Origin of the sequence: Methylobacterium sp. Leaf85 (assembly GCF_001422125.1) — a bacterium.
In the GTDB taxonomy this organism is placed as follows: Bacteria; Pseudomonadota; Alphaproteobacteria; order Rhizobiales; family Beijerinckiaceae; genus Methylobacterium; species Methylobacterium bullatum.
This window is the reverse complement of sequence record NZ_LMME01000012.1, coordinates 107,131-132,218: the sequence shown is the minus strand read 5'-3', so window position 1 is coordinate 132,218 and position 25,088 is coordinate 107,131. Positions and strand designations below refer to the sequence as shown.

The 25,088-nt window shown below is 68.9% G+C and carries 26 protein-coding genes; 8 read left to right on the top strand and 18 right to left on the bottom strand.

The window, feature by feature from the left end; all coding sequences use genetic code 11:
• Nucleotides 1–31: 31 nt before the first annotated feature.
• The 3 genes from ASF08_RS09335 to ASF08_RS09330 form a co-directional block, all read right to left on the bottom strand.
• Nucleotides 32–244 (bottom strand): hypothetical protein, encoded by a 213-nt coding sequence (locus ASF08_RS09335; RefSeq protein WP_026175717.1) that lies wholly within the window; start codon nucleotides 242–244, stop codon nucleotides 32–34.
• Nucleotides 244–369 carry a hypothetical protein gene (locus ASF08_RS25990; RefSeq protein WP_018042593.1) on the bottom strand — a complete coding sequence of 42 codons (126 nt, stop codon included), beginning with the start codon at nucleotides 367–369 and terminating at the stop codon, nucleotides 244–246. Before ASF08_RS25990 ends, ASF08_RS09335 begins: the two co-directional genes overlap by 1 nt.
• Before the next feature lie 65 nt (nucleotides 370–434).
• Nucleotides 435–878, bottom strand: a complete 444-nt coding sequence (locus ASF08_RS09330; RefSeq protein ID WP_056144166.1) for a DMT family transporter — start codon at nucleotides 876–878, stop codon at nucleotides 435–437.
• Between the two features lie 262 nt (nucleotides 879–1,140).
• Between ASF08_RS09330 and ASF08_RS09325 the strand changes: the two genes are divergently transcribed.
• Complete coding sequence (locus ASF08_RS09325) at nucleotides 1,141–1,389, top strand: hypothetical protein (protein WP_056144164.1); 249 nt, start codon at nucleotides 1,141–1,143, stop codon at nucleotides 1,387–1,389.
• A gap of 437 nt (nucleotides 1,390–1,826) precedes the next feature.
• Nucleotides 1,827–5,141, top strand: a complete 3,315-nt coding sequence (locus ASF08_RS09320; protein WP_082473139.1) for a hypothetical protein — start codon at nucleotides 1,827–1,829, stop codon at nucleotides 5,139–5,141.
• Between the two features lie 182 nt (nucleotides 5,142–5,323).
• Here ASF08_RS09320 and ASF08_RS09315 read toward each other — a convergent pair whose 3' ends face one another.
• Together ASF08_RS09315 and ASF08_RS09310 are read right to left on the bottom strand one after the other, a co-directional pair.
• Entirely contained in the window at nucleotides 5,324–6,427 is a 1,104-nt protein-coding gene (locus ASF08_RS09315) for an alkene reductase (RefSeq protein WP_056144160.1), read from the bottom strand.
• Nucleotides 6,428–6,856: 429 nt separating this feature from the next.
• On the bottom strand, nucleotides 6,857–7,741 hold the full coding sequence (locus tag ASF08_RS09310) for an HpcH/HpaI aldolase/citrate lyase family protein (RefSeq protein ID WP_056144157.1): 885 nt from the start codon (nucleotides 7,739–7,741) through the stop codon (nucleotides 6,857–6,859).
• 214 nt (nucleotides 7,742–7,955) lie between these two features.
• Here ASF08_RS09310 and ASF08_RS09305 point away from each other — a divergent pair, with 214 nt between their 5' ends.
• On the top strand, nucleotides 7,956–8,300 hold the full coding sequence (locus ASF08_RS09305; RefSeq protein WP_056144722.1) for a DUF167 family protein: 345 nt from the start codon (nucleotides 7,956–7,958) through the stop codon (nucleotides 8,298–8,300).
• Nucleotides 8,301–8,302: 2 nt separating this feature from the next.
• Here the strand turns inward: ASF08_RS09305 and ASF08_RS09300 are convergent, their stop codons facing one another.
• Genes ASF08_RS09300 through ASF08_RS09280 form a run of 5 tightly spaced genes read right to left on the bottom strand, consistent with a single transcriptional unit; the run spans nucleotide 8,303 to nucleotide 11,874 of the window.
• Nucleotides 8,303–8,674: a tRNA-binding protein gene (locus ASF08_RS09300; RefSeq protein WP_056144155.1), complete on the bottom strand. Its 372-nt coding sequence runs from the start codon at nucleotides 8,672–8,674 to the stop codon at nucleotides 8,303–8,305.
• Between the two features lie 16 nt (nucleotides 8,675–8,690).
• Nucleotides 8,691–9,518 (bottom strand): FTR1 family iron permease, encoded by an 828-nt coding sequence (locus ASF08_RS09295; protein ID WP_056144153.1) that lies wholly within the window; start codon nucleotides 9,516–9,518, stop codon nucleotides 8,691–8,693.
• Between the two features lie 43 nt (nucleotides 9,519–9,561).
• Complete coding sequence (locus ASF08_RS09290; protein ID WP_056144150.1) at nucleotides 9,562–10,962, bottom strand: 4Fe-4S binding protein; 1,401 nt, start codon at nucleotides 10,960–10,962, stop codon at nucleotides 9,562–9,564.
• Nucleotides 10,963–10,966: 4 nt separating this feature from the next.
• Complete coding sequence (locus tag ASF08_RS09285; RefSeq protein WP_056144148.1) at nucleotides 10,967–11,302, bottom strand: cupredoxin domain-containing protein; 336 nt, start codon at nucleotides 11,300–11,302, stop codon at nucleotides 10,967–10,969.
• An 8-nt stretch (nucleotides 11,303–11,310) separates the two neighbouring features.
• Complete coding sequence (locus tag ASF08_RS09280) at nucleotides 11,311–11,874, bottom strand: iron transporter (RefSeq protein WP_018042582.1); 564 nt, start codon at nucleotides 11,872–11,874, stop codon at nucleotides 11,311–11,313.
• Nucleotides 11,875–12,143: 269 nt separating this feature from the next.
• On the opposite strand from ASF08_RS09280, the gene ASF08_RS09275 reads away from it, so the two are divergent.
• Nucleotides 12,144–13,160 (top strand): DUF2336 domain-containing protein, encoded by a 1,017-nt coding sequence (locus tag ASF08_RS09275; RefSeq protein ID WP_056144143.1) that lies wholly within the window; start codon nucleotides 12,144–12,146, stop codon nucleotides 13,158–13,160.
• A 94-nt stretch (nucleotides 13,161–13,254) separates the two neighbouring features.
• Nucleotides 13,255–13,614, top strand: coding sequence for a hypothetical protein (locus ASF08_RS09270; protein WP_056144139.1), 360 nt, complete (start codon nucleotides 13,255–13,257; stop codon nucleotides 13,612–13,614).
• Nucleotides 13,615–13,644: 30 nt separating this feature from the next.
• Here ASF08_RS09270 and ASF08_RS09265 read toward each other — a convergent pair whose 3' ends face one another.
• From ASF08_RS09265 to ASF08_RS09255, 3 genes are all read right to left on the bottom strand, one after another.
• On the bottom strand, nucleotides 13,645–14,826 hold the full coding sequence (locus ASF08_RS09265) for a glycosyltransferase (protein ID WP_056144719.1): 1,182 nt from the start codon (nucleotides 14,824–14,826) through the stop codon (nucleotides 13,645–13,647).
• A gap of 144 nt (nucleotides 14,827–14,970) precedes the next feature.
• The gene (locus ASF08_RS09260) at nucleotides 14,971–16,338 is read right to left on the bottom strand and encodes an MATE family efflux transporter (protein WP_056144136.1); all 1,368 of its coding nucleotides are present in this window, start codon (nucleotides 16,336–16,338) and stop codon (nucleotides 14,971–14,973) included.
• Complete coding sequence (locus ASF08_RS09255; RefSeq protein ID WP_056144133.1) at nucleotides 16,329–16,814, bottom strand: gamma-butyrobetaine hydroxylase-like domain-containing protein; 486 nt, start codon at nucleotides 16,812–16,814, stop codon at nucleotides 16,329–16,331. Before ASF08_RS09255 ends, ASF08_RS09260 begins: the two co-directional genes overlap by 10 nt.
• Nucleotides 16,815–16,988: 174 nt before the next feature.
• On the opposite strand from ASF08_RS09255, the gene moaA reads away from it, so the two are divergent.
• Nucleotides 16,989–18,023, top strand: coding sequence for a GTP 3',8-cyclase MoaA (moaA, locus tag ASF08_RS09250; protein WP_056144129.1), 1,035 nt, complete (start codon nucleotides 16,989–16,991; stop codon nucleotides 18,021–18,023).
• Nucleotides 18,024–18,098: 75 nt separating this feature from the next.
• Nucleotides 18,099–18,965 carry an NAD(P)-dependent oxidoreductase gene (locus tag ASF08_RS09245; RefSeq protein ID WP_056144717.1) on the top strand — a complete coding sequence of 289 codons (867 nt, stop codon included), beginning with the start codon at nucleotides 18,099–18,101 and terminating at the stop codon, nucleotides 18,963–18,965.
• Here the strand turns inward: ASF08_RS09245 and miaA are convergent.
• Nucleotides 18,943–19,896: a tRNA (adenosine(37)-N6)-dimethylallyltransferase MiaA gene (gene miaA / locus ASF08_RS09240; protein ID WP_056144126.1), complete on the bottom strand. Its 954-nt coding sequence runs from the start codon at nucleotides 19,894–19,896 to the stop codon at nucleotides 18,943–18,945. The genes ASF08_RS09245 and miaA overlap by 23 nt on opposite strands.
• Nucleotides 19,897–19,913: 17 nt before the next feature.
• Here miaA and serB point away from each other — a divergent pair, with 17 nt between their 5' ends.
• The gene (gene serB, locus ASF08_RS09235; RefSeq protein ID WP_056144124.1) at nucleotides 19,914–20,810 is read left to right on the top strand and encodes a phosphoserine phosphatase SerB; all 897 of its coding nucleotides are present in this window, start codon (nucleotides 19,914–19,916) and stop codon (nucleotides 20,808–20,810) included.
• 10 nt (nucleotides 20,811–20,820) lie between these two features.
• Here the strand turns inward: serB and ASF08_RS09230 are convergent, their stop codons facing one another.
• The 4 genes from ASF08_RS09230 to hflK all read right to left on the bottom strand — a co-directional run bounded on the left by ASF08_RS09230 (nucleotide 20,821) and on the right by hflK (nucleotide 25,059).
• Nucleotides 20,821–21,186, bottom strand: a complete 366-nt coding sequence (locus tag ASF08_RS09230; protein WP_056144119.1) for a hypothetical protein — start codon at nucleotides 21,184–21,186, stop codon at nucleotides 20,821–20,823.
• Nucleotides 21,187–21,324: 138 nt separating this feature from the next.
• On the bottom strand, nucleotides 21,325–22,851 hold the full coding sequence (locus ASF08_RS09225; protein ID WP_056144115.1) for a Do family serine endopeptidase: 1,527 nt from the start codon (nucleotides 22,849–22,851) through the stop codon (nucleotides 21,325–21,327).
• A gap of 82 nt (nucleotides 22,852–22,933) precedes the next feature.
• Nucleotides 22,934–23,887 carry a protease modulator HflC gene (hflC, locus tag ASF08_RS09220; protein ID WP_018042570.1) on the bottom strand — a complete coding sequence of 318 codons (954 nt, stop codon included), beginning with the start codon at nucleotides 23,885–23,887 and terminating at the stop codon, nucleotides 22,934–22,936.
• Nucleotides 23,884–25,059 carry an FtsH protease activity modulator HflK gene (hflK, locus tag ASF08_RS09215; protein WP_056144114.1) on the bottom strand — a complete coding sequence of 392 codons (1,176 nt, stop codon included), beginning with the start codon at nucleotides 25,057–25,059 and terminating at the stop codon, nucleotides 23,884–23,886. The genes hflC and hflK overlap by 4 nt, the downstream gene beginning before the upstream one ends.
• Nucleotides 25,060–25,088: the final 29 nt, after the last annotated feature.

Genomic DNA, 25,088 nt, shown 5'->3' with positions numbered 1-25,088 from the left:
CGGCAAGATCGAGCGGAGGGCCGCGCGGGCGTCAGCGCTTCTGCGTCGCGGTGATGGACGCGTCGGGGCAGTTCGGCAGGATCGCCTTGCCGACCGTGTTGTTCGGATCGCAGGCCGGGACGGCGGGGGCTCCGCCATTCTCGGCCCGCTCGGTGCGAAGCGCCTCGAAATTCCAGACGCCCACCCAGATCACCGCGAGGATCGCGACGAGACCCAGCAGCACCAGGGGCATCAGGCGTCGCATCAGCGCGGCGCCGTCTGCTGGACGGGGGCGGTATGCGCCGTGTCGCCGTTGCGGACGAAGGCATACAGGATCCCGACCGCGAGGATCGCGACGACGGCGATGAGGACGGGGAAGTAACGGTGCATGGGTCTTCCTGGTTGAGAGTAGCGCTATAACGGCGGACACCGTGGAAACGGTTCAGCCCGGCGGACTAGAATGTCGCCACGAGGGCGACGCCTGCGATCATCAGCAGACCGCCTGCGATCCGCCACAGGGTCGCCGGGTGGCGTTCGAAACCGATCCAGCCGAAATGATCGAGCAGGATCGAGGTGACGACGCCCGCCGTCACCAGCATTCCGAGGAACGGGGCGGCCCCGATCTGGCGGGCCACCATGAGCTGCGCCACGACGATGCCGCCCCCGAGCACGCCGCCGAACCAGGCCCACCAGGGCACGTCCAAGACCTGGGCGGCGGACGGCAGGGTCAGCTTGCCCGAGACGAGGCCGGCGAGCGTGATGCAGGCGGCCGTTCCCGCCGCGACGACGAGGCCGGCGCTCAGGGATCCGCCGAGGCTCTTGGCCAGAGCGCCGTTCTGTCCCGCCTGCACGGCGTTGGCGATGCCCGCGAGAAGAACGGCGCCGTACAGATACCACATCGGTTTCCGGCTCCGTCGAGTGACCCCTCTATCTAGGGCGGCCACGGCCGGGGGTGGTGCGACATCTGCGGCCTGCCCGTTTCGGGGATGATTTGGCTGGGGTCGGGCGTCTATCCCATACCCTCCGCCCCGAGGGGGATTGTCTGACTTCCCCCCGTCCGGTTCGCGCCGGGCGGGGTCTTTACCGTCGCGGTCTTCGTTCTTCCGTCATGGATATTCCGGGTCGTTCTGGCGTTGGCCCACCGGATCGACAGGAGAATTTATGAAGACCTTGGCCCTCACTTTTTGCGCCCTCGCCGTGTCGTCGCTCGCCCTCGCGCAGATGACGACCTCCGCCAATGCGCGCTCGCGCCATTCCAAGCGCGGATTTGGAACCCATAACCTCTCGAACAACACCGGCGGCCGTCGCGGGCGGGACAGTTCGGCGGCGAGCGGCAATTCCAGCCAGCCCTCGCGCCGGTCCGGGGCCGGAAGCGCCGGTGGCGGCAGCGGCGGAACCGGCGGGATGTAGGCCGGAACCGCTCTTCGGTCGCCGCCCGGCGTCGGGCGGGCCGCCCTCCACCCGGCCCGCGACATCGACGCGCGAGCCGCCTCGGCAGTGGACATGTCCGTTTCCCGATGTGGTAAATGTGGGATGTCACATGGTAAAGTTGCGGTCTTCCTCCCAAGGAAGGTCCTTCTGAACACCTCCCCGCCCGGCGAAAGCCGGCGCGGGGTTTTTTTGATCGGACATCGGCGGAAGGCCATCGTTCCGGGGGGAATCCAGGGGGCGCGCAGTTTCGAGACATCGCGCCGAGCGGGCGTTAGGCGGGCGTTAGCCTCGACAGTGGAGACTCGCCGGCGGTGTAGCGTGTCGCGGGAATCGGTTTCGGATTCTCCGGGCAATCCGGTGTGGCGTGACGTTCGATGGGAATGGGGGCCGAAATCGCGAGACGACGGCGCCGGCTCATGGCGGGCTTCATCGCGACCTCGATCCTCGGCGGGACGCTGGTTTCGGGCAGCGAGGCCGAGGCGGCACGCCTCCTCACTCTGAAGGCGAACCAGGTCGGGCGCTACGCCCGGATCGCCATGACGTTCGATTCGGCGGTTCCGGTGAAGGCCCGGATCTCCGGCCTTGTCCTGCTGGTGAATTTCGGTGAGCCCAGCACCTCGGCGCCCGAGAAGATCGCGGGCGAGATCCCCGATTTCGTCACCATGGTCCGGCGGGACCCCGACGGGACCGGCCTGCGCATCGCCCTGCAGAAGCCGTATCGCCTCAACGTCCAGACGGCGGGCGAACACGTCTTCGTGGACCTGCTGCCCGAAGACTGGTCCGGGCTCCCTCCTCCGCTGCCGCCCGAGATCGTGGCCGAACTCGTCCGCCGGGCGCAGATCGCGGAAGCCGCCATGCGCGCGGCCAAGCCCGTCATCGAGCCGAAGCGCCTGCCCCTCGAACTCTCGCGCCTGCCGACCCTGACCCGGCTCAGCCTGCGGCTCGCACCGGAGACGACCGCGCGGTTCGACGAGGCCGGATTGGCGACGCGGCTGACGATTCCCGGTGCTTGGCGCATCGACGACCTCGCGCCCCGTGGGCGCACCAAGCCCGCCATCGAGGCTCTGTCCGTCGAGAACGACGGTGAGGGCGCCCGCCTGCTGGTGACGCCCGCCGCCGGCTACGAGATCCGCACCGGACGGGACGAGGACGGCGTGACGCTGGACGTCTTCCGCAAGGCCGCGCCCCCGGATGCCAAAGCTTCGGATATCAAGCCATCCGCGGCGGACGTGAAGGCCGCGGCGGGGGACGCATCGTCCAAACCCGCGACGGCGCCGGTGAGCGCCGCGCAGGCCAAACCGGCCGGCATGCCGGCGCCCACTCTTCCGCAGAAGACCGTCGTCCTGCGCCCGGCCGGACCCGGCCTCGCCTTTCCGTTCCAGCGCCAGCCGGCGGCGGCCCTGTTCGAGCGGGCCGGCATCGCCACCCTGGTCTTCGAGACGCCCGAGACGGTCGCCGTCCCCCCCGGAGATCCGGTCTTCGATCTCGTCAGTCAGCCCCGGCGGCAGGGTGCCTTCGTCTCCCTGAGCTTCAAGGTTCCCCGCGAGCGGCTCCTCGATCTCGTCCCCATCGGCGATGCGGATGCGCCCACCGGCTGGGAACTCGTGGCCGGTGAGAATCTGTCGGCGAGCGAAACGCTGTCCGCGATCCGCAACACGGAAGCGAGCGGCCGCATCGGCATCGGCATCCGCCTGCCCCACCCCGGTGGAGCGACCTGGATCGAGCGGGGCGGCGAGCGGATCGGCGTGGTGACCGGCTATGGCCCGAAGCCCGCCGGCATCCCCAAGCGACAGGCCTTCGTGGATTTCGAGCTGCTGCCGAGCCGCCAGGGCGTCGCCGTCCTCGCCAAGGCCGACGATCTGCTGGTGCGGCCGGACATGGACGGCGTCGTGATCGCCCGCGAAGGCGGCATGGCGGTCTCCGGAGTGGCGCGCCCGGCCGAACCGGCCCTCACCGCCGTGAGCGATCTCGCCATCGAGCGCCAGCCCTGGGACGCGGCGCGGAGCGGCAATATCGGCGAGAACCTGCGGGAGCAGTTGAACGCCGTGGTCGACGCGCCGCGCCCGGCGCGCGGGCCGCTGAGGCTCGCCCTGGCGCGGAGCATGCTCGCCAACGGGCTCGGCCTGGAAGCCCTCGGCGTCCTTCAGGTGGCGGCCAGCGAAGATCCGGTGATGGCCGGACAGCGCGAACTCGCCATCCTCACCGCCGTGGCGAACGCGCAGATGGCCCGTTACGCCGATGCGCGGAAGGCCCTCGACTCCGAATACCTGCGGGCCGACCCGGAGGCGCGGCTGTGGAAGGGCTATCTCGATGCCAAGGCGGGGCGCTGGCCCATCGCCGATACGGCGTTCCGGGACACGGCGGCCATCATCGAGCGCTATCCCGACGACCTGCAGAGCCTGCTTCGCTCGGTTGCGGCGGAGGCCGCCATCGAGACCGGCGACTGGGCCACCGCGAGCCAGCAGATCACCACCGCGCAGGCGCGCGCGTCCGACCGCTCGGTCTCGGACCGCCTGGCTTTCCTGCGTGCGCGGATCGACGAGGTGACGGGCCAGACGAGCGCGGCGCTCGATACGTATCAGCGATTGTCCGACACGGCGGACCGGCCCACCGCCGCCGTGGCGACCCTGCGCGGCACCGTCCTCGCCCATGCCCTCGGCAAGATGCCGGTGGCCGAGGCCATCGAACGGCTGGAAACGCTCCTCCTCACCTGGCATGGCGACGAGATCGAGCAGAGGACGATCGCAGGGCTCTCCAAGCTGAACATGGAAGCCGGGCGCTGGCGCCAGGCTTTCGCCGCCTCGCGCAAGGCGGATGCGCTGGCGCCCGGATCGGCGATCAGCCGCGAGCTCCATGACAGCGCCCAGGACCTGTTCGACGACCTCTTCCTCTCCGAGAAGGGGGCGCGGATGTCCGGCGTGGAGGCGCTGGCGCTGTATTTCGATTTCAAGGACTTCGCGCCGATCGGCCGGCGCGGCGACGAGATCGTGCGCCGCCTCGCCGACAAGCTGGTGGAACTCGACCTGCTCGATTCGGCGGGTGAACTGCTGCAGCATCAGGTCGATCACCGTCTCACCGGCCCGGCCCGCGCCAGCGTCGCCGCGCGGCTGGCGACCATCCGGATGATGGACGAGAAGCCGCTCCAGGCGCTCCAGGTCATCGACGCCACCTATCAGCCGGAATTGCCCGAGGATCTGCGCCGTGCCCGCGCGCTCATCCGGGCGCGCGCCCTGTCCGACCTGTCGCGCACCGATCTCGCCCTGGAGACCATCGAGGCGGAGACCGGCGCCGACGTGGAGCGGCTGCGCGCGGACATTCTCTGGAGCGGCCGACGCTGGCGCGAGGCGGGCGAGGCGCACGAGGCCATGGTCGGCGAGGCCTGGCGCCTGCGCAAACCCCTCGACGATGCCATGCGCTCCGACATCATCCGCTCGGCCATCGCCTACGGCCTGTCGAACGAGTCCCTCGGGCTGGAGCGCCTGAGGGCGAAGTTCGCCGAGCCCATGGCCGAGAGCGCCGACGCCCGCACCTTCGCCTTGCTCACCCAGCCGAACGCGGTGCGGAGCCAGGCTTTCCGCGAGATCGCGCAGCGGGCCACCAAGGCGGAGACCCTCCAGGCCTTCCTGAAGGAATATCGCAAGCGCTACCCGGAGATGTCGGTGCCGCAACCGGCGAATGCCGGTGGCGAGCAGGCCGAGGCGCAAGGTGGCGAGCCCTCACCGAAGGGCTGAGGCCCACCGTTCCACCTTGGCTACGATATTCACACATCTCGCGGGCAGCGCAGGTCCCCTCTCCTTCCAGGAGAGGGAGCCCGTGGCGCCTCACGTCGGACCCTCTTGGATAGGGCGAACAGCCGTCGAGCAGGTGCGGGAAGCGAGTAGTCCACCCCGGACCGAGTTCCCGGGATGAGGCATCAGCGCCGGAACGCGACGGGGCCGTTCATGCCCGGCCAGTCGGAATAGCCGTTGGCGCCCCCGCCATACCAATACGCCTTCGGAGCCTCGGCGAGCGGTGCGCCGGTGCGGAGCCGCTCCACGAGATCGGGATTGGCGATATAGGGCCGGCCGAAGCTGAACAGGTCCGCCCTCCCCTCGGCGAGATCCTTCTCGGCGAGGTCGAGCGTGTACTGGTTGTTGCCGATATAGGCGCCCCGGAAACGCTCGCGGATCTGGCCGAAATCCACCTCGTCCGGCACGTCGCGGGTCTGCTGGGTCACGCCCTCGATCGTGTGGACGTAGAGCAGGTCGAATGCGTTCAGGGCATCGATATAGGCGCCGAAGGTCGCCTTCGGATCGCTGTCCAGCGGCGTCTTACCCGGTTCCGTGGTGGCGGGCGACAGGCGGATGCCGACGCGCTTGCCGCCCCAGACCTCGGTCACCGCCTTCACCACGGCGAGGGGGAAGCGCAGGCGGTTCTCGATGGAGCCGCCATACCGATCGGTCCGCTTGTTGGTGGAATCGCGCACGAACTGTTCGAGCAGGTAATTGTTGGCCGAATGGATCTCGACACCGTCGAATCCGGCGCGCTTCGCATTCTCGGCGGCCTTCCGATAATCCTCGACGATGCCCGGGATCTCGTCCGTCTCCAGGGCGCGGGGCGTCTCATGCGGCTTCATGCCGGATTTGGTGAAGGCCATGCCCTCGGGCTTCAGGCCCGAGGGCGCCACCGGCGACTGGCCGTTCGGCTGCACGTCGGGATGCGAGATGCGGCCCGTATGCCAGAGCTGCAGGAAGATGCGCCCGTCATTGGCGTGAACCGCCGCGGTGACGGGCTTCCATCCCTCCACCTGCGCATCGGTCCAGATGCCCGGCGTCAGCGCATAGCCGACCGCCTGGGGCGAGATGTTGGTCGCCTCCGAGATGATCAGGCCGGCATTGGCGCGCTGGGCATAGTAATCGACCGCGAAATCCGGGGGGATGCCCTCGTCGGAGGACCGGCTCCGGGTCAGCGGCGCCATGACGACGCGGTTCTTGAGGGTGAGGTCGCCGAGGGTGAAGGGTTCGAGGATCGGGCTCATGAGGCGCGTGCTGTCCTAAACGGGGTGAGACAGGCCCCCGACCGGGAGGCCTCGCGTTCACCCGTTCACGCGACCGAGCCGTCCCGCTTTCATGAGGGAGGCGGGACGGGGCTGGTTGGGATGAAGCGCTATGGACGGGCAATCCCGCCGCCCGATCCCTTGTTCCCACACCCCTCCCCGATTGCACGGGGTGCGCATTCCCTCGCCCCGCTTGCGGGGAGAGGGACGCGACGACCCTGTCGTCGGCGCGTCGAGGCGGTAGCCGACGGTGAGGGGACGATGTCGGATGAGACACCATCGGAATCGCCCCCTCACCGTCGCTCCGGCTTCGCCTCCGCTCATCGCGGACACGACGAGGTGTCCGCGATCCTCTCCCCGCCTGCGGGGAGAGGGGGCTCTCTCCGCCGTTCATGGAGGAGACGACCTGCCTCAATACCCTTTGGCGGCGATGGAATCCGACCAGTTCACCGCGCGGCGGGCCATGCTGATATGCTGGCGCTCGTACATGCGGCCCTCGACCTTGATGGCGCCGCGCTTTGCGTTCTCCGGCTTGTCGAAGGCCTCGATCACCAGGGTGGCGCGGCGCACCTCTTCCTCGGTCGGGGCGAAGGAGGTGTTGGCCGGCTCGAGCTGGTTGGGATGGATCAGCGTCTTGCCGTCGAAGCCGAGGTCGCGCGCCTGGCGGCACTCGGTGCGGCACCCCTCGATGTCGCCGATGTCGTTCCACACGCCATCGAGGATGGTGAGGCCTTCCGCGCGGGCGGCCGCCAGGGTGAACATCATCCAGGGCAGCATCGGCACCCGGCCGGGCACGAGCTGCGCCCAGGTGTCCTTGGCGAGATCGTTGGTCCCCAGGGCGAAGCAGGTGAGCCGGGTGCGCCGGTCGCGCCGCGCCTTGGCGATGTCCTGGATGTTGAGGATCGCCGCCGGGGTCTCGATCATGGCCCAGACGTCGATGCTCTCGGGCGCGTCGAGGGCTTCGAGATGGTTGGCGATGCTCTCCAGCACCGCGGGCGAGGACACTTTCGGCATCAGGATGGCGTCGGGACGGGCTTCGATGGCCGCCTTCAGGTCGGCTTCGCCCCAGGGGGTCTGCGGAGCGTTGACGCGGATCACGAGCTCGCGGTCGCCGTAGCCGCCGCCCTTCACCGCCGCGCAGACCTGCTCGCGGGCCAGCACCTTCTCGTCCGGTCCCACCGCGTCTTCGAGGTCCAGAATCAGGGCATCGGCCTGCAGGGTCTTCGCCTTGTCGAGGGCTCTCTGGTTCGAGCCGGGCATGTAGAGGACGCTGCGGCGCAGGCGGAGATCGGACATGAACGCATTCCAGTGACGATGCGGTGGAGCTTAATGCAACACGGCTGCCGGGACAGCCCTGCGGATATAAAATGCGTGTCGATGATCCGCGTTCGACCGGCGCGGGCGTGGCCTTTGCAGCGAAATGCCGATCACACCGCATCGCCGCGAGGGCCTCGGGAAAATCCACTGGGTTCGCGGGAAACCGGCCCGGACCATGCACGGACAGGGAATCATGCCGCCTTCGACGGAAAACCGCCCCTATACGGCGACGCGGGAGGGCGTCCGGCTCGCCGTGCGCCTGACGCCGCGCGCGAGTCGGACCGGCCTCGACGGTCTCGTGGAGGGCGCCGACGGGCGCGTCTGGGTCCAGATGCGGGTCGCCGCACCTCCGGTGGAGGGGGCCGCCAACACGGCGCTGATCGCCGCCCTCGCTGAGGCCCTGGACCTGCGCCGGTCCGACATCCGCATCGTCACCGGGGATACGGCGCGACAGAAGATCCTGGCGCTCGGCGGCGACCCCGCATCGCTCGTCTCACGCCTCGAGGCCTGGATCGCCGGCGCTGCCAAACGGCGGTGAGATCAGAACAGGCGGCTTCCGTCCGGCACGGCCTGGTCGGGGCGGAACAGCACGACGGCGCCGTTCGTGTCGGCGAAGCCCAGGGTCAGGACCTCCGAGAGGAACTTGCCGATCTGGCGCGGGGGGAAGTTCACCACCGCGGCGACCTGCCGGCCGACCAGATCCTCCGGCCGGTAATGCTCGGTGATCTGGGCGCTGGAGCGCTTGGCGCCGATGGCCGGTCCGAAATCGATGACGAGCTTGAGGGCCGGCTTGCGCGCTTCGGGAAACGGCTCGGCGGAGACCACCGTGCCGATCCGGATGTCGACGGCCAGGAATTGGTCGAACGTGATCGGGGCCGCCGCCGGAGCCGCCGAATCGTGGTTCACATGCATGGTCCGCCTCCCCGGTTCACGCCGTCCGCAGGGTCCGCCGCCTCTTGTCGGCCGACGACCATTGCATGAGCGCGATCATCACCAGGATCGTGCCGAGATAGACGATGACCTGCAGTCCCGTCGGGCGGTCGGTATAGCCGACGAGGGCATGGAGCACGCGGCCGACCATGCTGCCCTCGGACAGGATGTTGGCGGTGTTCCAGAGCGGCCGGTCGAGCACGGTGATGAGCCCGGCATTGGTGAGGAACTGCGCCGCCTGCGCGGCGAGGCCGGCGGCGAGGAAGATGATGAGCGCGCTGGTGACCGAGAAGACGTAGCGGGTGGGGATCGCGGCCAAGCCGAAATAGCTCACCGCCGAGATCAGGATGCCGGCGCCGACCCCGGCCAGCGCCCCGATCTGCAGGTCGGGGCCGGACGTGCCCGAGGCGACGAGGCCGTAGAGGAAGAGGACGAGTTCCGCGCCCTCGCGCAGGATCGCCGCGCCGACGACGAAGGCCAGGGCGGCGGATGTGGTCTCGCCCCGGCGCACGGATTCTCCGGCGGCCTTCAGTTCGCCCGCCAGTTCGCGCCCGTGGCGGCTCATCCAGGTGTTGTGCCAGATCAGCATGATAACGGCGGTGGCGAGGACGGCGGCGTTCAGGATGTCCTGTCCCGCGCCCTCGAACGCGTCGGAGATCGCTTCGGCGAAGAGCGCCACGAGGCAGGCGCCGGCAAGCCCGCCGACCACGCCGAGGCCGATCCAGCGGCCGCGCCCGGCGATGCCGCGCGTCGCCGCCAGCACGATGCCGATGATGAGGCCGGCTTCGATGACCTCGCGGAAGGCGATGACGAATGCTCCGATCATGCGGAGATTTCCTTCGATGTCGCGGGCGGGCTGCGTGAGCGCCCTACCAGATCCAGAACAGAAGCACCCAGCCGGAGACCGACAGGGTGGCGGCGGCGGCGATGCAGGCCGTCGCGCCCGCCCGGCGCCATCCGCCGGTGGTGAGCCCCGCCACCTGCCAGGCGAGCCACGCGCTCCACAGGCTCGCGCCGATGAGCAGCCCGGCCCGCATCTCGGCGACGTAGGGAAGCGGGAGCCCCTCCCCGCGCAGGAAGGTGACCGTGAGGGCCGAGAGGCCGAGGAAGACGCCGCATCCCGCAATGGGGATCAGCGTCTGCGTCAGGTGGTGGAAGCGCGACGGGGACCAGGGGCCGAGGCAGCGCGTGGCGAGGGCCACGAGGGCGGAGAGACCCACCCCCAGGACGATCGTCGCCGCACCGATATAGGCCAGCAGCAGGCCGCCATCGAGCAGGGTCATGACGTCGTTGTGCTCAGGGTAATTGGTGAGCACGAACCACGGCAGGGTGGTCTCGAGTGGCCAGACCATGCCGTGATCGATGAACCAGGTGGCGAGCCATTGCTTGGCGTCGATGAACCAGGGGCTCGACGACCATTGGAAGGCGCCGGCCGCGAGGCCCATCATGCCGAACAGGATCAGGACCGTCTGTTCGAGGCTCGGCTCGGTGCCGGCCACATGGACGATCTCGTAAGCCGGGGAGCGCCGGGCGAGGCGGACCGCGCCGCGATAGCCGCTGCAGCGCCCGCACATATGGCAGGCGCCGGCCCCGCGCATGGTCTTCACCGGCACCAGGGGCGCGCAGTTGAAGGCGGCGCCCTGCGGCTTATCGGAGGCGGCCCAGGCGGGGCGGTCCACCTGGAAGCTCACCGGCGCCAGCTTGGCCAGCACCGCGAAGACCCCGTTCACGGGGCAGAGATAGCGGCACCAGACGCGCTTGTTGCGGCCATAGACGAGGCCCACCGCGATTGCCGCCACCGTTGAGCCGCCCAGAACGGCGAGTACCGGCTTCGGATAGCCGTAGACGCTGACCATCTGGCCGTAGACGGTGGTTCCGGCGAACGCGATGAAGGGCCAGCCGCCCCAGGTGATCCAGCGCGGCACCGCGCGGCCGAGGCTCCAGCGGCTGGCGAATTCCGTGAGCGTGCCCTCGGGACACAGGACCCCGCACCACGCCCGGCCGACCAGCACCATGCTCACGAGGACGAAGGGCCACCAGATGCCCCAGAACGCGAATTGCGCGAGGACCGTCAGGTTGTTCCAGAGATGGGCGGTGCGGTCCGGCAGGGGCAGGAAGGCCGGCACGGCCACGAGGACGAGATAGACCGCCACGACGGCCCATTGCACGCTGCGGATGATTCCGCCGTGGCGCTGGAGCCAATGGCCGAGTTCCGCGAGGCGCTGGTCAATCCAGGCTTCGCGCAGGTCCGTCGAGACGCTCGCCGCCATCGGGCTACTTCGCCACCAGCTTGGCTTTGGCTTCCGGATGGAAATCGTCGAACACGTCGTAGGTGCCGGGGTCGAGGGTGCGGAACACGATGGCCGAGGTCGCGCCGGCGGCCAGGGCCTTCTCGCGCTTCAGTTCCATGCTCTCGAACTCCACCGGCGAAGCGCCGGTATTGCTGATCTCCAGCTTGAAGCGGGTATTGGCCGGCACCTCGATGATCTCGGGGATGATCACGCCGTCCTTCATCTCGACCTTGATCACCGGCATGTCGTTGGCCGACGCAAAGCCGATACCGGCCGCCATGACGGCGCAGGCGAGTGCGAGGCTGCGGACGTGCTGCATCACGGGGCTCAATACGCACCCTTCTTGCCGGTGCCGGCGAAGGTGAAGTCCTGGATCAGGTCAAAGGGCTTGAACCATTCGGCGACGCCCGTCTCCTTGTCCACGTGGCGGCCGAAATGCTGGTTCTTGCCGGGAGGGGCCACGGTGAGCTTGAGCCGGTAGCGGCCGGGGCCGCTCAGCTTGACGTTGTCGCCGTAATGCGGGCCGTCATTGGCGACCATCGGCATCAGCGAGCCGCTCACCTTCGGGCCCGTGGCGGCCTCGCCCTCCAGCTTCGTCAGTTCGAAGCTTACGTCGAGGGAGGGGAGCCAATCGCCCTCGGCGAAGCCGTTGCGGTTGTCCTTGGCCGCGCGGATATCGGCTTCGAGGTGGATGTCGGATTGCGCGGCGGCGCGCATCATGTCCGGCGGGTCCATCTCGATCGGCTGAAGATAGACCGCCGTCACTTCCAGCCCGTCCTTCAGCATGGGAGGGCCGATCGGCGTCTCCTTGGCCGAGGCGAAGCCGGTGCCCAGGGCTGCGAAGGCCAGCAGGGAGGCGGAAATCAGGGCGGAGTGAGTGATCTTGCGCATCGTCTCTAGCGCGTAAACCAGCGCTCAGCCGATGCAAAGGCGCTTCTTTGCCGAATCGATATATCAGAACAATTCCAATGTGTTGCGCCCGCCCTTGGAACGACCGACGAAGGGCGGTCCGACGGCCTCTATGCCGCACCGCCCTCCCGAACGGCGACCGGGCCGCAAGCCGAGCCGGCCGGACGAACCGCCCGTTAACGGTGGCGCGACCAGTATCGTCGTCCCGTGGTCCTGCTGGCACGCAAGGTCGGCCGGAGACATCAGCGCCCATGGCGACCGCACTCGTAGCCCTCGTTCAGCAACTCGACCGCACCATGGCGGGGGCTTCGACGGAGCGCCGCGAGTCGATCCTGCACGATCTGACGTCACTATTCGCCGAATACGCGCCGCGTCTCGGCGCCGACCACGTCCGCGCCTTCGACATGGTGATGTTGCATCTGGCCCGGTCGATGGAGGAGGTCGCCAGAAGCGACCTGTCGCGCCGCATCGCCCCGATCGCCAACGCGCCGCCGCGCCTGATTCGCGACCTGGCCTTCGATCCCGCCGCCGCCGTATCCGTCCCGACCCTCGAAGCGGCGACGCTGCTGACGCTCGACGATCTCACCGCGATCGCGCGGGTCTGCGGCCAGCCCCAGCTCCTGGCCCTGACGCGCCGCAAGACCCTCATCGAGCTCCTCACCGACATCATCGTCGAGCGGGGCGACGCGACAGTATCGCGTGCGGTGGCGGGCAATCCCGGCGCGCGATTCTCCCTCGACGGCTACAGACAGCTCGTGGGCCGCAGCCTGTCCGATCCGGAACTCGCCGCGCGGCTTCGCGACCGCGACGACGTACCCGACATCCTGGCGCAGGAAGGTGCCCTGTGGCACGGTATGACCCCGCCCTCCCCGGACGATCCGGCCCGCGCCATCTTCGCGGCCGAGGTGTTCGTGGGCGCCCAGTTCCGCCAGGGCGAGGTCACCGAAACCGTCATCGTCGGCTGGCTCGATTCGGGCCGCGAGACGGAAGCGCTCGTGGCGCTCGCCCGCCTCGCTGGGGTTCCCAGCGCCATGGCCATCGAGGCCTATCACGCGCCCTCCTACGAGCCGCTGCTCTACCTCCTCCGCTCGGTGCGCTTCGGCTGGAAGATCCTGAAGCTGTTCATGGCCTCGAAATCGGATCGGGAGACGCCGCCCGAAGTGATGCGGGGGATGACGGAGGCGTTCCAGGCCCTCTCCGTCGCCACGGCGCAGCGCGTCGTCCGGATGAACGCGGCCCGACGGCAGATCGACGCCGACCATGACTAACCGCCTCGCATGCGCTTGGCCGCACGGAACCGGTGCCGCGCCGAACGGGCGGCGAGCCCTCACCTGTCTGACGACGTTCTAAGAAGTCGCTCTCATGCCTCAGCTACGCAAAGACATCAGGACCAGTTTCGAGCATGCCCGGCGGAAGGTCGAGGCCTATGCCTCGGCCAGCGAGGACTTGTCCGGCGAATTGCGTCGCTGGACCGATTCGACCCTCCGGTTCATCGAGCCCGAGGCCACGATCCGAACTCTTCACCGCATCGTCCTGGAAAGGGCCGACGATCTCGCCGGTCTGATGGCGGAGCGACCCCGGCCCCGCGACTCGTCCATCGCCACGGCCAAGAGCCACCTGACGGCCGCGTTCGAGGATCTGGAGGATGCCATCCTGAAACACGGCATCCTCACGCCGGCGGGCGAGAAGGTCGGCCTCGGAATCGCCGGCAGGCCGATCTGAGCGCTTCGCCTCCGGCCGGGTCTCAGAGCGTCAGCGTGAGACGGGATCGCCCGCCATGGCCTTGGCCTCTGGCAGCAGGGGCGATGCGGGCGCGGGGGATTGCAGGCGGCTCCGCAGGGCCGCGCCTGCGCGCAGCACGACGAGGACGAGGGACGCCACGCGGATATGGCGGGGCAACTGCTTCGGCCCGAGGGGGCGGTAGACCAATTTGGGGCTGACACGCTCGATCTCGGCGACGGCGAGGCCGACGAGGGGCTGCTGGGCGATCCGGCCCGCCTCCGCCGCCGGGATCGCCAGTCTGCGCGACCAGGCCCGCGTGGTCGCCAGGCGCCCCGTGGCGTGGAGGCGGCGCAGGCGACGGCGCCACAGGTACCGGTAGAGCGCCCGCGGCACCGCTTCCATGCGGGCGTCGCAGAGACTGTCGGGAATCTCGCAGCGTGCCCGGATCGTATCGGCGACGCCCCCCGGCGCCCGGCCGACCAGACGCCCCGACACGGTGACGACCACGTCCTTGGCGTGCCGGACCCGGAGCCCGTGCTGGAGCAGGGCCGCCACGAAGGCGCCGTCCTCGCCGAGCGGGATCATCGGCATGCCGCCCACCAGCCGGTAGGCCGAGAGCCGGACGGAGAGCGTGGCGCCGATCGTCGTGCGGTGGCAGGGCCAGGGATCGTGCGGATCGTGGTCGATCCGCGCCTCCAGCTCCGTCAGGAGATCGCTGTAGGCGTCCTCCAGCTTGCCGCGCGCGCGCAGGGATTTGGGCAGGGCCGCCCATTCGGCCTCGTCGATCTGGATGCGCCCGGCCACCGCGTCGGCGCCGGCATCCAGGGCCGCGAGGTTGCGGGCCACCCAATCGGTGGGGACGCGGCTGTCGGCGTCCGAGGTCAGGATGGTGCCGGCCGTGCCGTCGGGGCCGATCCATTCGGCGGCGGCATCCATGGCGGCGCGGCGCGCCCAGCCGGCATGGGCGCCGTCGAACGTGACGCACCGGACGCGGACGGGAATCGACATCGCCTGCGCGAGGTCCGCCACGATCCGGTCCGTGCCGTCGGTGCAGTTGTTGAGGAACAGGTACAGGCCGAGGCTGCCCGGCCGCACGCCGTCCTGCGCGTCGATGGCGCGAAGGCACGCCTCGATCCGCTCGGCCTCGTTGCGGACCGGGATGGCGATGACGGTATCCGGGGCCGCCGAGGGAAAGCGGGGCGACGTGTCGATCCCGGGGGCGACGTCGGCGAGGGTCGAGTAGGGCACGGGGGACTCCGATGGGGCGGCGCGGGCCAAGCCCGCTTCCGTTTCCCGGCAGGTGAGAGGGCCGGACCTTATCCATCGAAGCTGAACGGCAGCCGTCCGGTGCGACGATCAGGCGCCCGACGGTTTCGCGAAGGTCCGCCGTGCCAGGCCCGGATAGGCCAGGGCCTGGCTGGCACCGCGCGCGGCCAGCAGCGTCAGGAAGGCGAGCCAGAGGCCCATATTGCCGAAGCCGCCCGCATGGGCGAGGCCGATGGCGACGGCGTAGATGCCGGTGGCCGCGATCATCAGGTTGCGCATTGCCCGCGTCCAGGTCGAGCCGATATAGATCCCGTCATAGGCGAAGGGCACCGAGGCCACGAGGGGCGCGAGGGCGGCGGGGACGAGATAGGCGCGCGCCGTCTCGCGCACCTCCGGGCTCGTGGTCACGGTATCGATGAAGGCCGCCCCGAAGGCCAGGAACAGCGCCGCCACCGCCAGGCCGAAGGCGACGCACCAGACGAGGCTCAGCCGCGCCGCCCGGCGGAACCCGGCCTCGTCGCGGGCGCCCACCGCCTGCCCGCACAGGGTTTCGGCCGCCGTGGCGAACCCGTCGAGGAAGAAGCCGCCGATGAGGAAGAGATTCCACAGCACCGCATTGGCCGCGAGGACCACGTCGCCCGAGCGAGCGCCGAGGGCCGAGAACAGGGCGATGGCGCCGACGAGGAGCAGGGTCCGGATCATCACGTCGGCATTGACGCTGAGCATGCGCGCCAATGCCAAGGGATCGCGAACGACGCGGAACGGCACCGAGAACGGCCGCGACCCGAGCCGGGCCAGGAGAAGGAGACCGAGGGCGGTCCCGGCGGCCTCGGCCAGGAGGGTGGCGATGCCGGCGCCCGCGACGCTGAGATCGGCCCACAGCACGAGGACGAGGGTGAGCGCGATGTTGACGAGGTTGATGGCCACCTGCAGCAGGAGGCCGAGATCCGTCCGCCCGCGCCCCAGCACCGAGCCGAGGATGGCGTAGTTCGCCAGGGTGAAGGGTGCCGCGAAGATGCGGATGTGGAAATAGGTGGCGAGCCCCGCGATCACCGCCGGGCTGGCGCCGCTCAGCGCGAAGGCCCCGGCCGCGATCGGCACCTGTGCGGCGACGATGACGAGGCCGACGAGGAGGCCCGCCGCCAGGGAGCGCGCGAGGATACGGTCGACCTCCCCGGCATCGCGCGCGCCCACCGCCTGGGCGGTGAGCCCCGCCGTCGCCATGCGCAACGAGCCGAACGACCAGAACACCGCATCGAAGATCACCGCCCCCAGTGCCATGGCACCGAGAAGCGCGGGATCGCCCAGCCGCCCGATCACCGCCGCCCCGACGAAGCCGAGGAGCGGGGTGGTGACGTTGGCCAGCGTCATCGGTAGCGCCAGAGCCAGGATGCGGCGGCTGGTGGCCGGAACCGGCGTCACCCCGAGGGTGGAATCGGCGGTGGCGGTCAGTGACATCCGCACCCGCTGCCGCAGCTTCCCTCGCTCTTCGGTGGCTCGCCCTTGGGGCCGGCGGCCGGACGACGGGCGGCGTCGCGCACGAGTCCGCGCTCTTCGAGTTCGGACAGGTACGTCGCCCACCGGTTCCGGTATTCCCGGCCGAGATCGTAGAGATAACCCCAACCGAACAGCCCGGTATCGTGCATGTCGTCGAAGGTCAGCTTCACCGCGTAGTTGCCCACCGGCTCCACCGAGAGGATCGCCACGTCGCGCTTGCCGCCGATGACCTTGCGCTCGGAGGGCGAGTGGCCCTGCACCTCCGCCGAGGGGCTGGACACGCGCAGGTACTCGGCGGGCAGGGCGAACTTGCCGCCATCCTCGAAGGACACGTTGAGCGTGCGCTTGTCGCCGGACAAGCGGATCTCGGTGGGCCACCGCTCCGGCGGAGCGACCTGCCGGCCGGTGGAGTGGGGATCGGCGTGATGCTGGCTCATGCGAGAAATCTCATGCCCGAAAGCGGGTGGGATGCAATATATGTGTAGAGCGCAGGGGGCATGCGTCCGAGTATGCTTGCCCTATCCGCCGTCGCGCCTCATATGCCGGACATGCTAGGTTCACCGCGCGACCACGCTCCGGAAGTCCCCCCAGGCCCGAGTCCCGAGTCCCCTATGGGTGTTGCCTTAGCCGAACGCGTCGCATCGAAGGCACCCGCGCCTTTGATAGACCCCTTCCAGCGCGCGATCACCTACCTTCGCATCTCGGTGACGGATCGCTGCGACCTGCGTTGCGTCTACTGCATGTCGGACGACATGCAGTTCCTGCCCAAGCGCGACCTGCTCACCCTCGAGGAGCTGGACCGGCTTTGCGGCGTGTTCATCGACCGGGGCGTGCGCAAGCTGCGGATCACGGGCGGCGAGCCGCTGCTGCGCCGTGACATCATGCATCTCTTCCGGCGGCTGTCCCGCCATCTCGGCTCCGGCGCTCTCGAAGAGCTGACGATGACGACGAACGGGACGCAGCTCGGTCGCTTCGCCCCGGAGCTCGCCGAGCTCGGCGTCAAGCGCGTGAACGTGTCCCTCGATACCCTCGACCCCGACAAGTTCCGCGCGGTCACCCGGCGCGGCGACCTCAAGGTAGTGCTCGACGGGATCGAGAAGGCCCGCAAGGCCGGGATCAAGGTCAAGATCAACGCCGTGGCGCTGAAGGGCGTCAACGAGGACGAGATCGCCGACATGATCGCCTGGGCGCATGGCGACGGCATGGACATGACCCTCATCGAGGTCATGCCCCTCGGCGAGGTCGAGGGCGACCGCACCGACCAGTTCCTGCCCCTCTCCGTCGCCCGCGCCCGTCTCGAGCAGCGCTACACCATGGTGCCCCTGCCCGACCGGACCGGCGGACCGGCGCGCTACGTGCGCATCGCCGAGACCGGCGGGCGGCTCGGCTTCATCACGCCGCTGACCCATAATTTCTGCGAGAGCTGCAACCGGGTCCGTCTCACCTGCACCGGCAAGCTCTACATGTGCCTCGGCCAGGAGGATGCCGCCGACCTGCGCCATGCCCTGCGCGCCTCGCCGGACGACGCCCTCGTCACGCAGGCCGTCACCGATGCCATCGCGCGCAAGCCCAAGGGCCACGACTTCGTCATCGAGCGCGCCCGTCCGGCCGCCGTGCCGCGCCACATGAGCGTCACCGGCGGCTGATTTCGTCTGGCGTTTGACCCCTCCGGCCATCGTATCTAGACCCGCCTCCAACGAAATGACGGATGGAGACGGATGATGGCGAAGGTCGCGTTCCTGGGCCTCGGCGTGATGGGCGGCCCGATGGCGGGTCACCTCGCCAAAAAGGACCATTCCGTCACCGTCTACAATCGGACGACGGCCAAGGCGGAAGCCTGGGTGAAGGCCAATGGGGGCGCCTTCGCGGCGACGCCCCGCGAGGCGGCGGCGGGGCAGGAGATCGTCTTCGCCTGCGTCGGCAACGACGACGACCTGCGCGGCGTGACGCTGGGTGAGGACGGCGCCTTCGCCGGAATGGAGAAGGGCGCGATCTTCGTCGATCACACCACGGCCTCGGCCGAGGTGGCACGCGAACTGTCCCAGGCCGCGTCCGTACTTAGCCTCGGCTTCATCGACGCTCCGGTGTCCGGCGGACAGGCCGGTGCCGAGAACGCGGCGCTGACCGTGATGTGCGGCGGGGACGAGGCCACCTACGCCAAGGTCGAGCCCGCGATCCTCAGCTTCGCCAAGGCCTCGCGCCTGATGGGACCCGCGGGCTCCGGCCAGCTCACCAAGATGGTCAACCAGATCTGCATCGCCGGCATCGTCCAGGGACTGTCCGAGGCGATCCACTTCGCCAAGCGCGCCGAACTCGACGTGGATGCGGTGCTCGACGTGATCTCGAAGGGCGCGGCCGGTTCCTGGCAGATGGAGAATCGCGGCCGGACCATGAATGCCGAAAAATTCGATTTTGGTTTCGCCGTCGACTGGATGCGCAAGGATCTCGGCATCCTCCTCCTCGAAGCCCGGCGTAACGGCGCCAAGCTCCCGGTCACCGCCCTCGTCGACCAGTTCTATGCCGACGTGCAGGCCATGGGCGGCAACCGCTGGGATACGTCGAGCCTCATCGCCCGCCTGGAGAAATGAGGCTCGTCGACACGGCGAGGGCCGCGTCGGGATCCGTCCAGGCCCAGTCCTCGCCCATCTGGTGGCGGAACCAGGTGAATTGCCGCTTGGCGTAGCGCCGCGTATCGCCCTGCCCGCGCTGGATCGCCTCGGCGAGGGGGATCGTCCCGTCGAGATGGGCGATGAGTGCCGGCACGCCGTGGGCGCGCATGATCGGCAGGAGCGGATCGAGGCGGCGCTCCCGCAGGGCCGCGACTTCGTCGAGGGCACCTGCCTCGATCATCGCCACGAAACGTCGGTCGATCCGGGCGCGCAGGGTCTCGCGTTCGGGAGCGAGGAACAGCTTGACCAGGTGTTTGCCCGCCAGCGGCCCGGCGACGCGCTCGCCGTGAAACGCCGAGATCGGCCGCCCGGTGGCGGCGAAGATTTCGAGCGCGCGCATGATCCGGGCGCGGTCGGTGGGCCGCAGGGTCGCCGCCCCGGCGGGATCGACCGCCGCGAGGTCGGCATGCAGCAGGTCGGTGGCCCGGTCCTCGGCCCGCGCGCGAAGGGCGGTTCGGATCGCCTCCGGGACCGGAGGCAGGTCGGACAAACCCTCCTCCAGGGCGCGAAAATACAGGCCGGTGCCGCCGACGAAGATCGGAAGTCGGCCGTTCAGTTTGACGAGAAGGCGCGCGGCATCGCGGGCGAAGTGCCCGGCCGAGTAGTTCACCGCGCCATCCACCTCGCCGTAGAGCCGGTGAGGCGCCAGCGCCTCCTCCTCGGCGCTCGGCCGCGCCGACAACCGTCGCAGGTCGGCATAGACCTGCATGGAATCGGTGTTGATCACCACGCCGTCGTGACGGCGCGCGAGTTCCGTCGCGAGGCCGGACTTGCCCGAGGCGGTGGGCCCTGCGATGAGGATCGCTGCCGGGGGCGCCTGTCTGTGTGATCCGTCCGTGACCGGCGGCAAGGCGTGGACACTCCCCGATGACCCTCGTCGCGACCCTGATAGCAAACGAGAGCCGGCCCGCCATCACCGATGCGGTGCTGGCGGAAGCCCGTTCCGTGCTGCGGACCGACCATCAGCCGCGCATCCTCCATGGCGAGGTAGCGGCCGAGATCCTGTTTCCGGGCTCCGGGGACGACGTTTCCGCGATGGCGCGGCGGCTACGGGCGGCCTTTGCCGCCGAACCGTTCGACGTTGCCGTGCAGGTCTCCGGCGCCCACCGCCGCAAACGGCTGTTCCTGGCCGACATGGATTCGACCATGATCGAGCAGGAATGCATCGACGAGCTCGCCGACACGATCGGCCTGAAGGACCGCGTCGCCGCCATTACCGAGCGGGCCATGCGCGGCGAGATCTCCTTCGAGCCGGCCCTGCGCGAGCGTGTCGCCCTGCTGCGCGATCTGCCGGTCGGCGTGGTGGACGATCTCATCCGGGACCGCATCACCCTCACACCGGGGGGGCGCGTCCTCGTCCGGACTCTGAAGGCCAACGGCGCCCATACCTGTCTGGTCTCCGGCGGGTTCACCCTGTTCACGGGACCGATCTCGGCGACGATCGGCTTCGACGAGGCTCACGCCACCACCCTCGGGGTGAAGGACGGCCATCTCACCGGCGAGGTGCTGGAGCCCATCGTCGGCAAGGAGACCAAGCGCGCGACGCTCATCGCCCTGCGCTCGCGCTTCGGCCTCGACCGTGCGGACACGCTGGCGGTGGGCGACGGAGCGAACGATCTCGATATGCTCGGCGAGGCCGGCCTCGGCGTGGCGTTCCGGGCCAAGCCCAAGGTCGCGGCGGCGGCGGATGTCCGCATCGACCACGGCGACCTGACCGCGCTTCTCTACCTGCAGGGTTACGGGGCGAACGAATTCGTCGCCTAGCACCGGCCGGTCAGCGGATGATCCGTGCCAATGCGATGACGGCGCCGAGAATGATCAGGGTCTGAAAGCCGATCGTCCCGAACATCCACTTGATGATATCGGCTTTCGTGGCTTCGATCTTCGCTTCCAGCCGTGTCTCGGCTTCGCGAAGGTCTGATCTCGTGGACATCTTGAGCGCTTCGATATCCGCTCGGGTCGACAAGCGGAGCGCCTCGATGTCGACTTTCACCGATCCGATATCGGACTTCGTGGCGATGTCGCCCTGAAACAGTTCCGTAAACGCGTCCGCGAGGCCCTCGGCCTGTTCGGACGACAGCTTCGCCTTCTCGCGAAGGGAGCGGGCGAATTTCAAGGTGTCGAAGGCGACCGCCGTCATCGGTTGCTGGTCTCTATAGCGTCGAGATCAGATTACGCGCCGGACGGCGAGTCGCACAAGGCGAATGTCCCGCCTCGACGGCAGAGCGAGGCCCATCCCGCGTGCGGAATGGGCCGATGCTTTCGATGAAGACGGTGCCTATTCGAGACCGATCGCCACGAAGCGAACGTCGCCCGATGCGGCCGCCACGAGGAGGAGAACCGATTTGCGGTTCTCCTTCTTCAGCTGATCCACCCGCTTCGTCACGTCGGCGGGGGACGAGACGGATTCCTGACCGACCTCCACGATGACCTCGCCGGGCTTGATCTGCTTGTCGGCGGCGGTGGAATTCGGGTCGACGCGTGTCACGACCACGCCCTTCACGCTGTCCTTGATGCTGAAGCGGCGGCGCAGCTCGTCGGTGATCCCGGACAGGTTGAGTCCGAGAGCCTGACGGATGGCGGGCTCGGCCGCCTCCGGCTGCTTGGCGTTGGCGAGCTGGGGCTTCTCCGGGTCGTCGAGGCGGCCGAGGGTGACAGATTTCGTCGTCTCGGTGCCCTTGCGGACCACGATGACCTCGACCACCTTGCCCACCGGCGTGGAAGCGACGATGCGCGGAAGGTCGCTCGACGACTTCACCACAGTCCCGTTGAACTTGGTGATGACGTCGCCGATCTCGAGGCCCGACGTCTTGGCAGGGCCCTTCTCGTCGACGCCCGCGATGAGCGCGCCCTTGGCGCCGCCCTTGAGGCCGAGGGCATCGGCGGTGGCGTCGTCGACGTTCTGGATGCGCACGCCGAGCCAGCCGCGGCGGACCTCACCGAACTCCCGGAGCTGGTCGATCACCTGCGACGCGGTGGCGGAGGGAACGGCGAAGCCGATGCCCACCGAGCCGCCTGTCGGCGACAGGATCGCCGTGTTGATGCCGATGACCTCGCCGTCCATGTTGAACAGCGGGCCACCGGAATTGCCCTTGTTGATGGCCGCGTCGGTCTGGATGTAGTTGTCGTAGGGGCCGGATTCGATGTTGCGCCCGCGCGCGGACACGATGCCGGCCGAGACCGAGCCGCCGAGGCCGAACGGGTTGCCGATGGCGATGACCCAGTCACCGGGGCGCATCTTCTCCGAATCGCCGAACGGCACCGCCTTCAGCGGCTTGTCGGCTTCGGGCTTTACCCGCAGGACGGCGAGATCGATCTTGGGATCCTTGCCAATGATCTCGGCCTTCAGCTTGGTGCCGTTGTGCAGAATCACCTGGATGTCGTTGGCGTCGCCGATGACATGGTTGTTGGTCACCACGATGCCCGAGGCATCGATGATGAACCCCGAGCCGAGGGAATTCGACTTGCGCGATTGAGGGCGCGGGGAATCCCCGTCGCCGCGCTGGCCCCGCTTGTTGAAGAACTCCTCGAAGAGATCCTCGAACGGCGTGCCCTGGGGCAGCTGGGGCATCGTCCGGCCGGGCGCCTTGGCTTCCACCGTGGTGGAGGCCGAGATGTTCACCACCGCGTCGGTGACCTTGTCGGCCAGGTCGGCGAGCGACTCGGGTCCCTTGGCGAGAGCCGGTCCGGCGAGGCCGGTGATGGCCACCGTGGTGGCGAGCGACAGGGCGGCGAAGGCCGAGCGCGCTGAGTGGCGGAATGCCCGGGGACGTCGCGCCGTCGTGGCGCCCGCAGCGGAAATCATGGTCGACCTCTTGTTGGAACGAGGCATTAGATCGTCCGCCGTGGCGGACGATCAAGGGTCGGTCGGGCGATGAGGCCGGGCTTCAGCGAGCCGTGCCGGTCGTTGCGCCCGCATCCGCCGCTCCGGTGGCCCGCGGGGCGGTTGCCGGAGCGCGGCCCTGCGGATCGTTGAAGTAGCGGAAGAAGTCCGAGTTCGGGTTGATGACGAGGCGCGTCTCCGGCCCCTTCAGGCTCGTCTCGTAGGCCTGCATCGACCGGTAGAAGGCGAAGAAATCCGCATCCTTCCCGAAAGCCTCGACGAGGATGCGGTTCCTGTCGCCGTCGCCCTGGCCGCGCAGGGTCTCGGCGGTCTGGTTGGCCTCGGACAGGACCACCGTCACGTCACGGTCGGCCTTGGCCTTGATCGTCGCCGAGATCTGGTCGCCGTTGGCGCGGATGTCGGCGGCTTCGCGGTTCCGCTCCGTGATCATCCGCTTGTAGACGGCGGTGGAGTTCTGCGCCGGCAGATCGACGCGGGTCATGCGCAGATCGACGATCTCGACGCCGAGCTCCTTGGCCTGGGTGTTCACGTCGCCCTGGATGACGTTCATCAGGTGCGAGCGCTCGGTCCGCACGATGGCGTCACGGGTCGAGCGGGCCAGAACGTTGCGCAACGACGAGTTGGTGAAGCTCGCCAGCAGCGTGTTGGCGCGCAGCACGTTGTTGGCCGACTGGTAGAAGCGCAGCGGATCGATGATGCGATAGCGCGCGAAGGCATCGACTTCGAGGTTCTGCCTGTCGGCGGTCAGGAGCGTCTGGACCGGGAGGTCGAGGTCGAGGACGCGCTTGTCGAACAGGACGACGTTCTCGATGAACGGGACCTTGAAGTAGAGGCCGGGCTTCTCGGTGCCCGTCTGGTTGAGGACCGTGCGGACACGGCCGAACTGGATCACCAGCGCCTGCTGCATCTGGCCCACGGTGAAGACCGAGGCGTAGAGGGCGACGGCGATCACCGCCAGGAGGAAGACGCCGCCGGTGCGGAGTGCGGAACCGTTCATCGGGCGGCTCCCGGATTGGCGTTGCGATTGCCGAATTCGGTCAGCGGAAGCACCGGAACGACGCCCGCGCCGGTTGCACCACCGGCCACGCCGGTTCCGTTCTGGTCGATGATGACCTTGTTGACCGAGCCCAGGACCCGCTCCATCGTTTCGAGGAAGATACGCTCACGGCTGATCGCCGGTGCGAGCTTGTAGGATTCGTAGACCTGCTGGAAGCGGGCCGCCTGACCGGTGGCATCCGCCGTCGCCTGCGTCTTGTAGGCCTCGGCCGCCTGCACGATCTGCGAGGCCTTACCACGCGCCTGCGGAACCTCGCGGCTCGCATAGGTGCGGGCTTCGTTCTGCGCGCGCTCGGCATCCTGCTGGGCGGCGTTGACGTCGATGAAGGCGGGCCTGACATCCGGCGGCGGATTGACCGCCACGAGCTGGACCACCTCGATCCGCACGCCGGCGCCGTACTCGTCGAGGGCCTTCTGGGTGATCTCCTTGACCTCCTGGGCCACGCTGGACTGCTCGTTGGTGAGGATCGCCTGGATGTTGCGGCGACCGATCACCTCGCGCATGGCGCTCTCGGAGATCGCCTTGATGGTGCCTTCGGGGTTCTCGAGATTGAAGACGAAGTCCGACGCCTTCAGCGGGTTGATGCGCCACTGCACCTCGAAATCGAGGTCGACGATGTTCTCGTCACCCGTGAGCATCAGGCTCTCCTCGGGCAGGTCGCGGGACCGCGACTGCGACCCGACGCCGGCCCGGTAGCCGATCTGGACGCTGTTCACTTGCCCGACATTCGGCTTCGTCACCGCGCCGATCGGATAGGGGAAGTTGTAATGCGGGCCCTGCCCGGTGGTGTTCGTGTAGCGGCCGAAGATCGTCTCGATGCCGACCTGCTGAGGCGCGACCGTGTAGATGCCGGTGGCGAGCCAGATGAACAGGACGATGCCGCCGGCCACGGCGACACCCTTGCCGCCGCCCATGGACCCGCCGGAAATGATCCCGCGTAGGCGGTCCTGGCCGCGACGGAGGATCTCTTCGAGGTCTGGAGGCGTCTTTCCGCCGCCGCCACCGCCGCCGCTACCCCACGGGCCGCCCCCGCCTCCATTGCCGCCGCCGCCACGGCCCCAGGGCCCTCCCCCGTTGCCGCCACCGCCGCCGCTTTGATTGCTCCAAGGCATGCTCGCCGATATCTCCTGCTGAGGCAGTG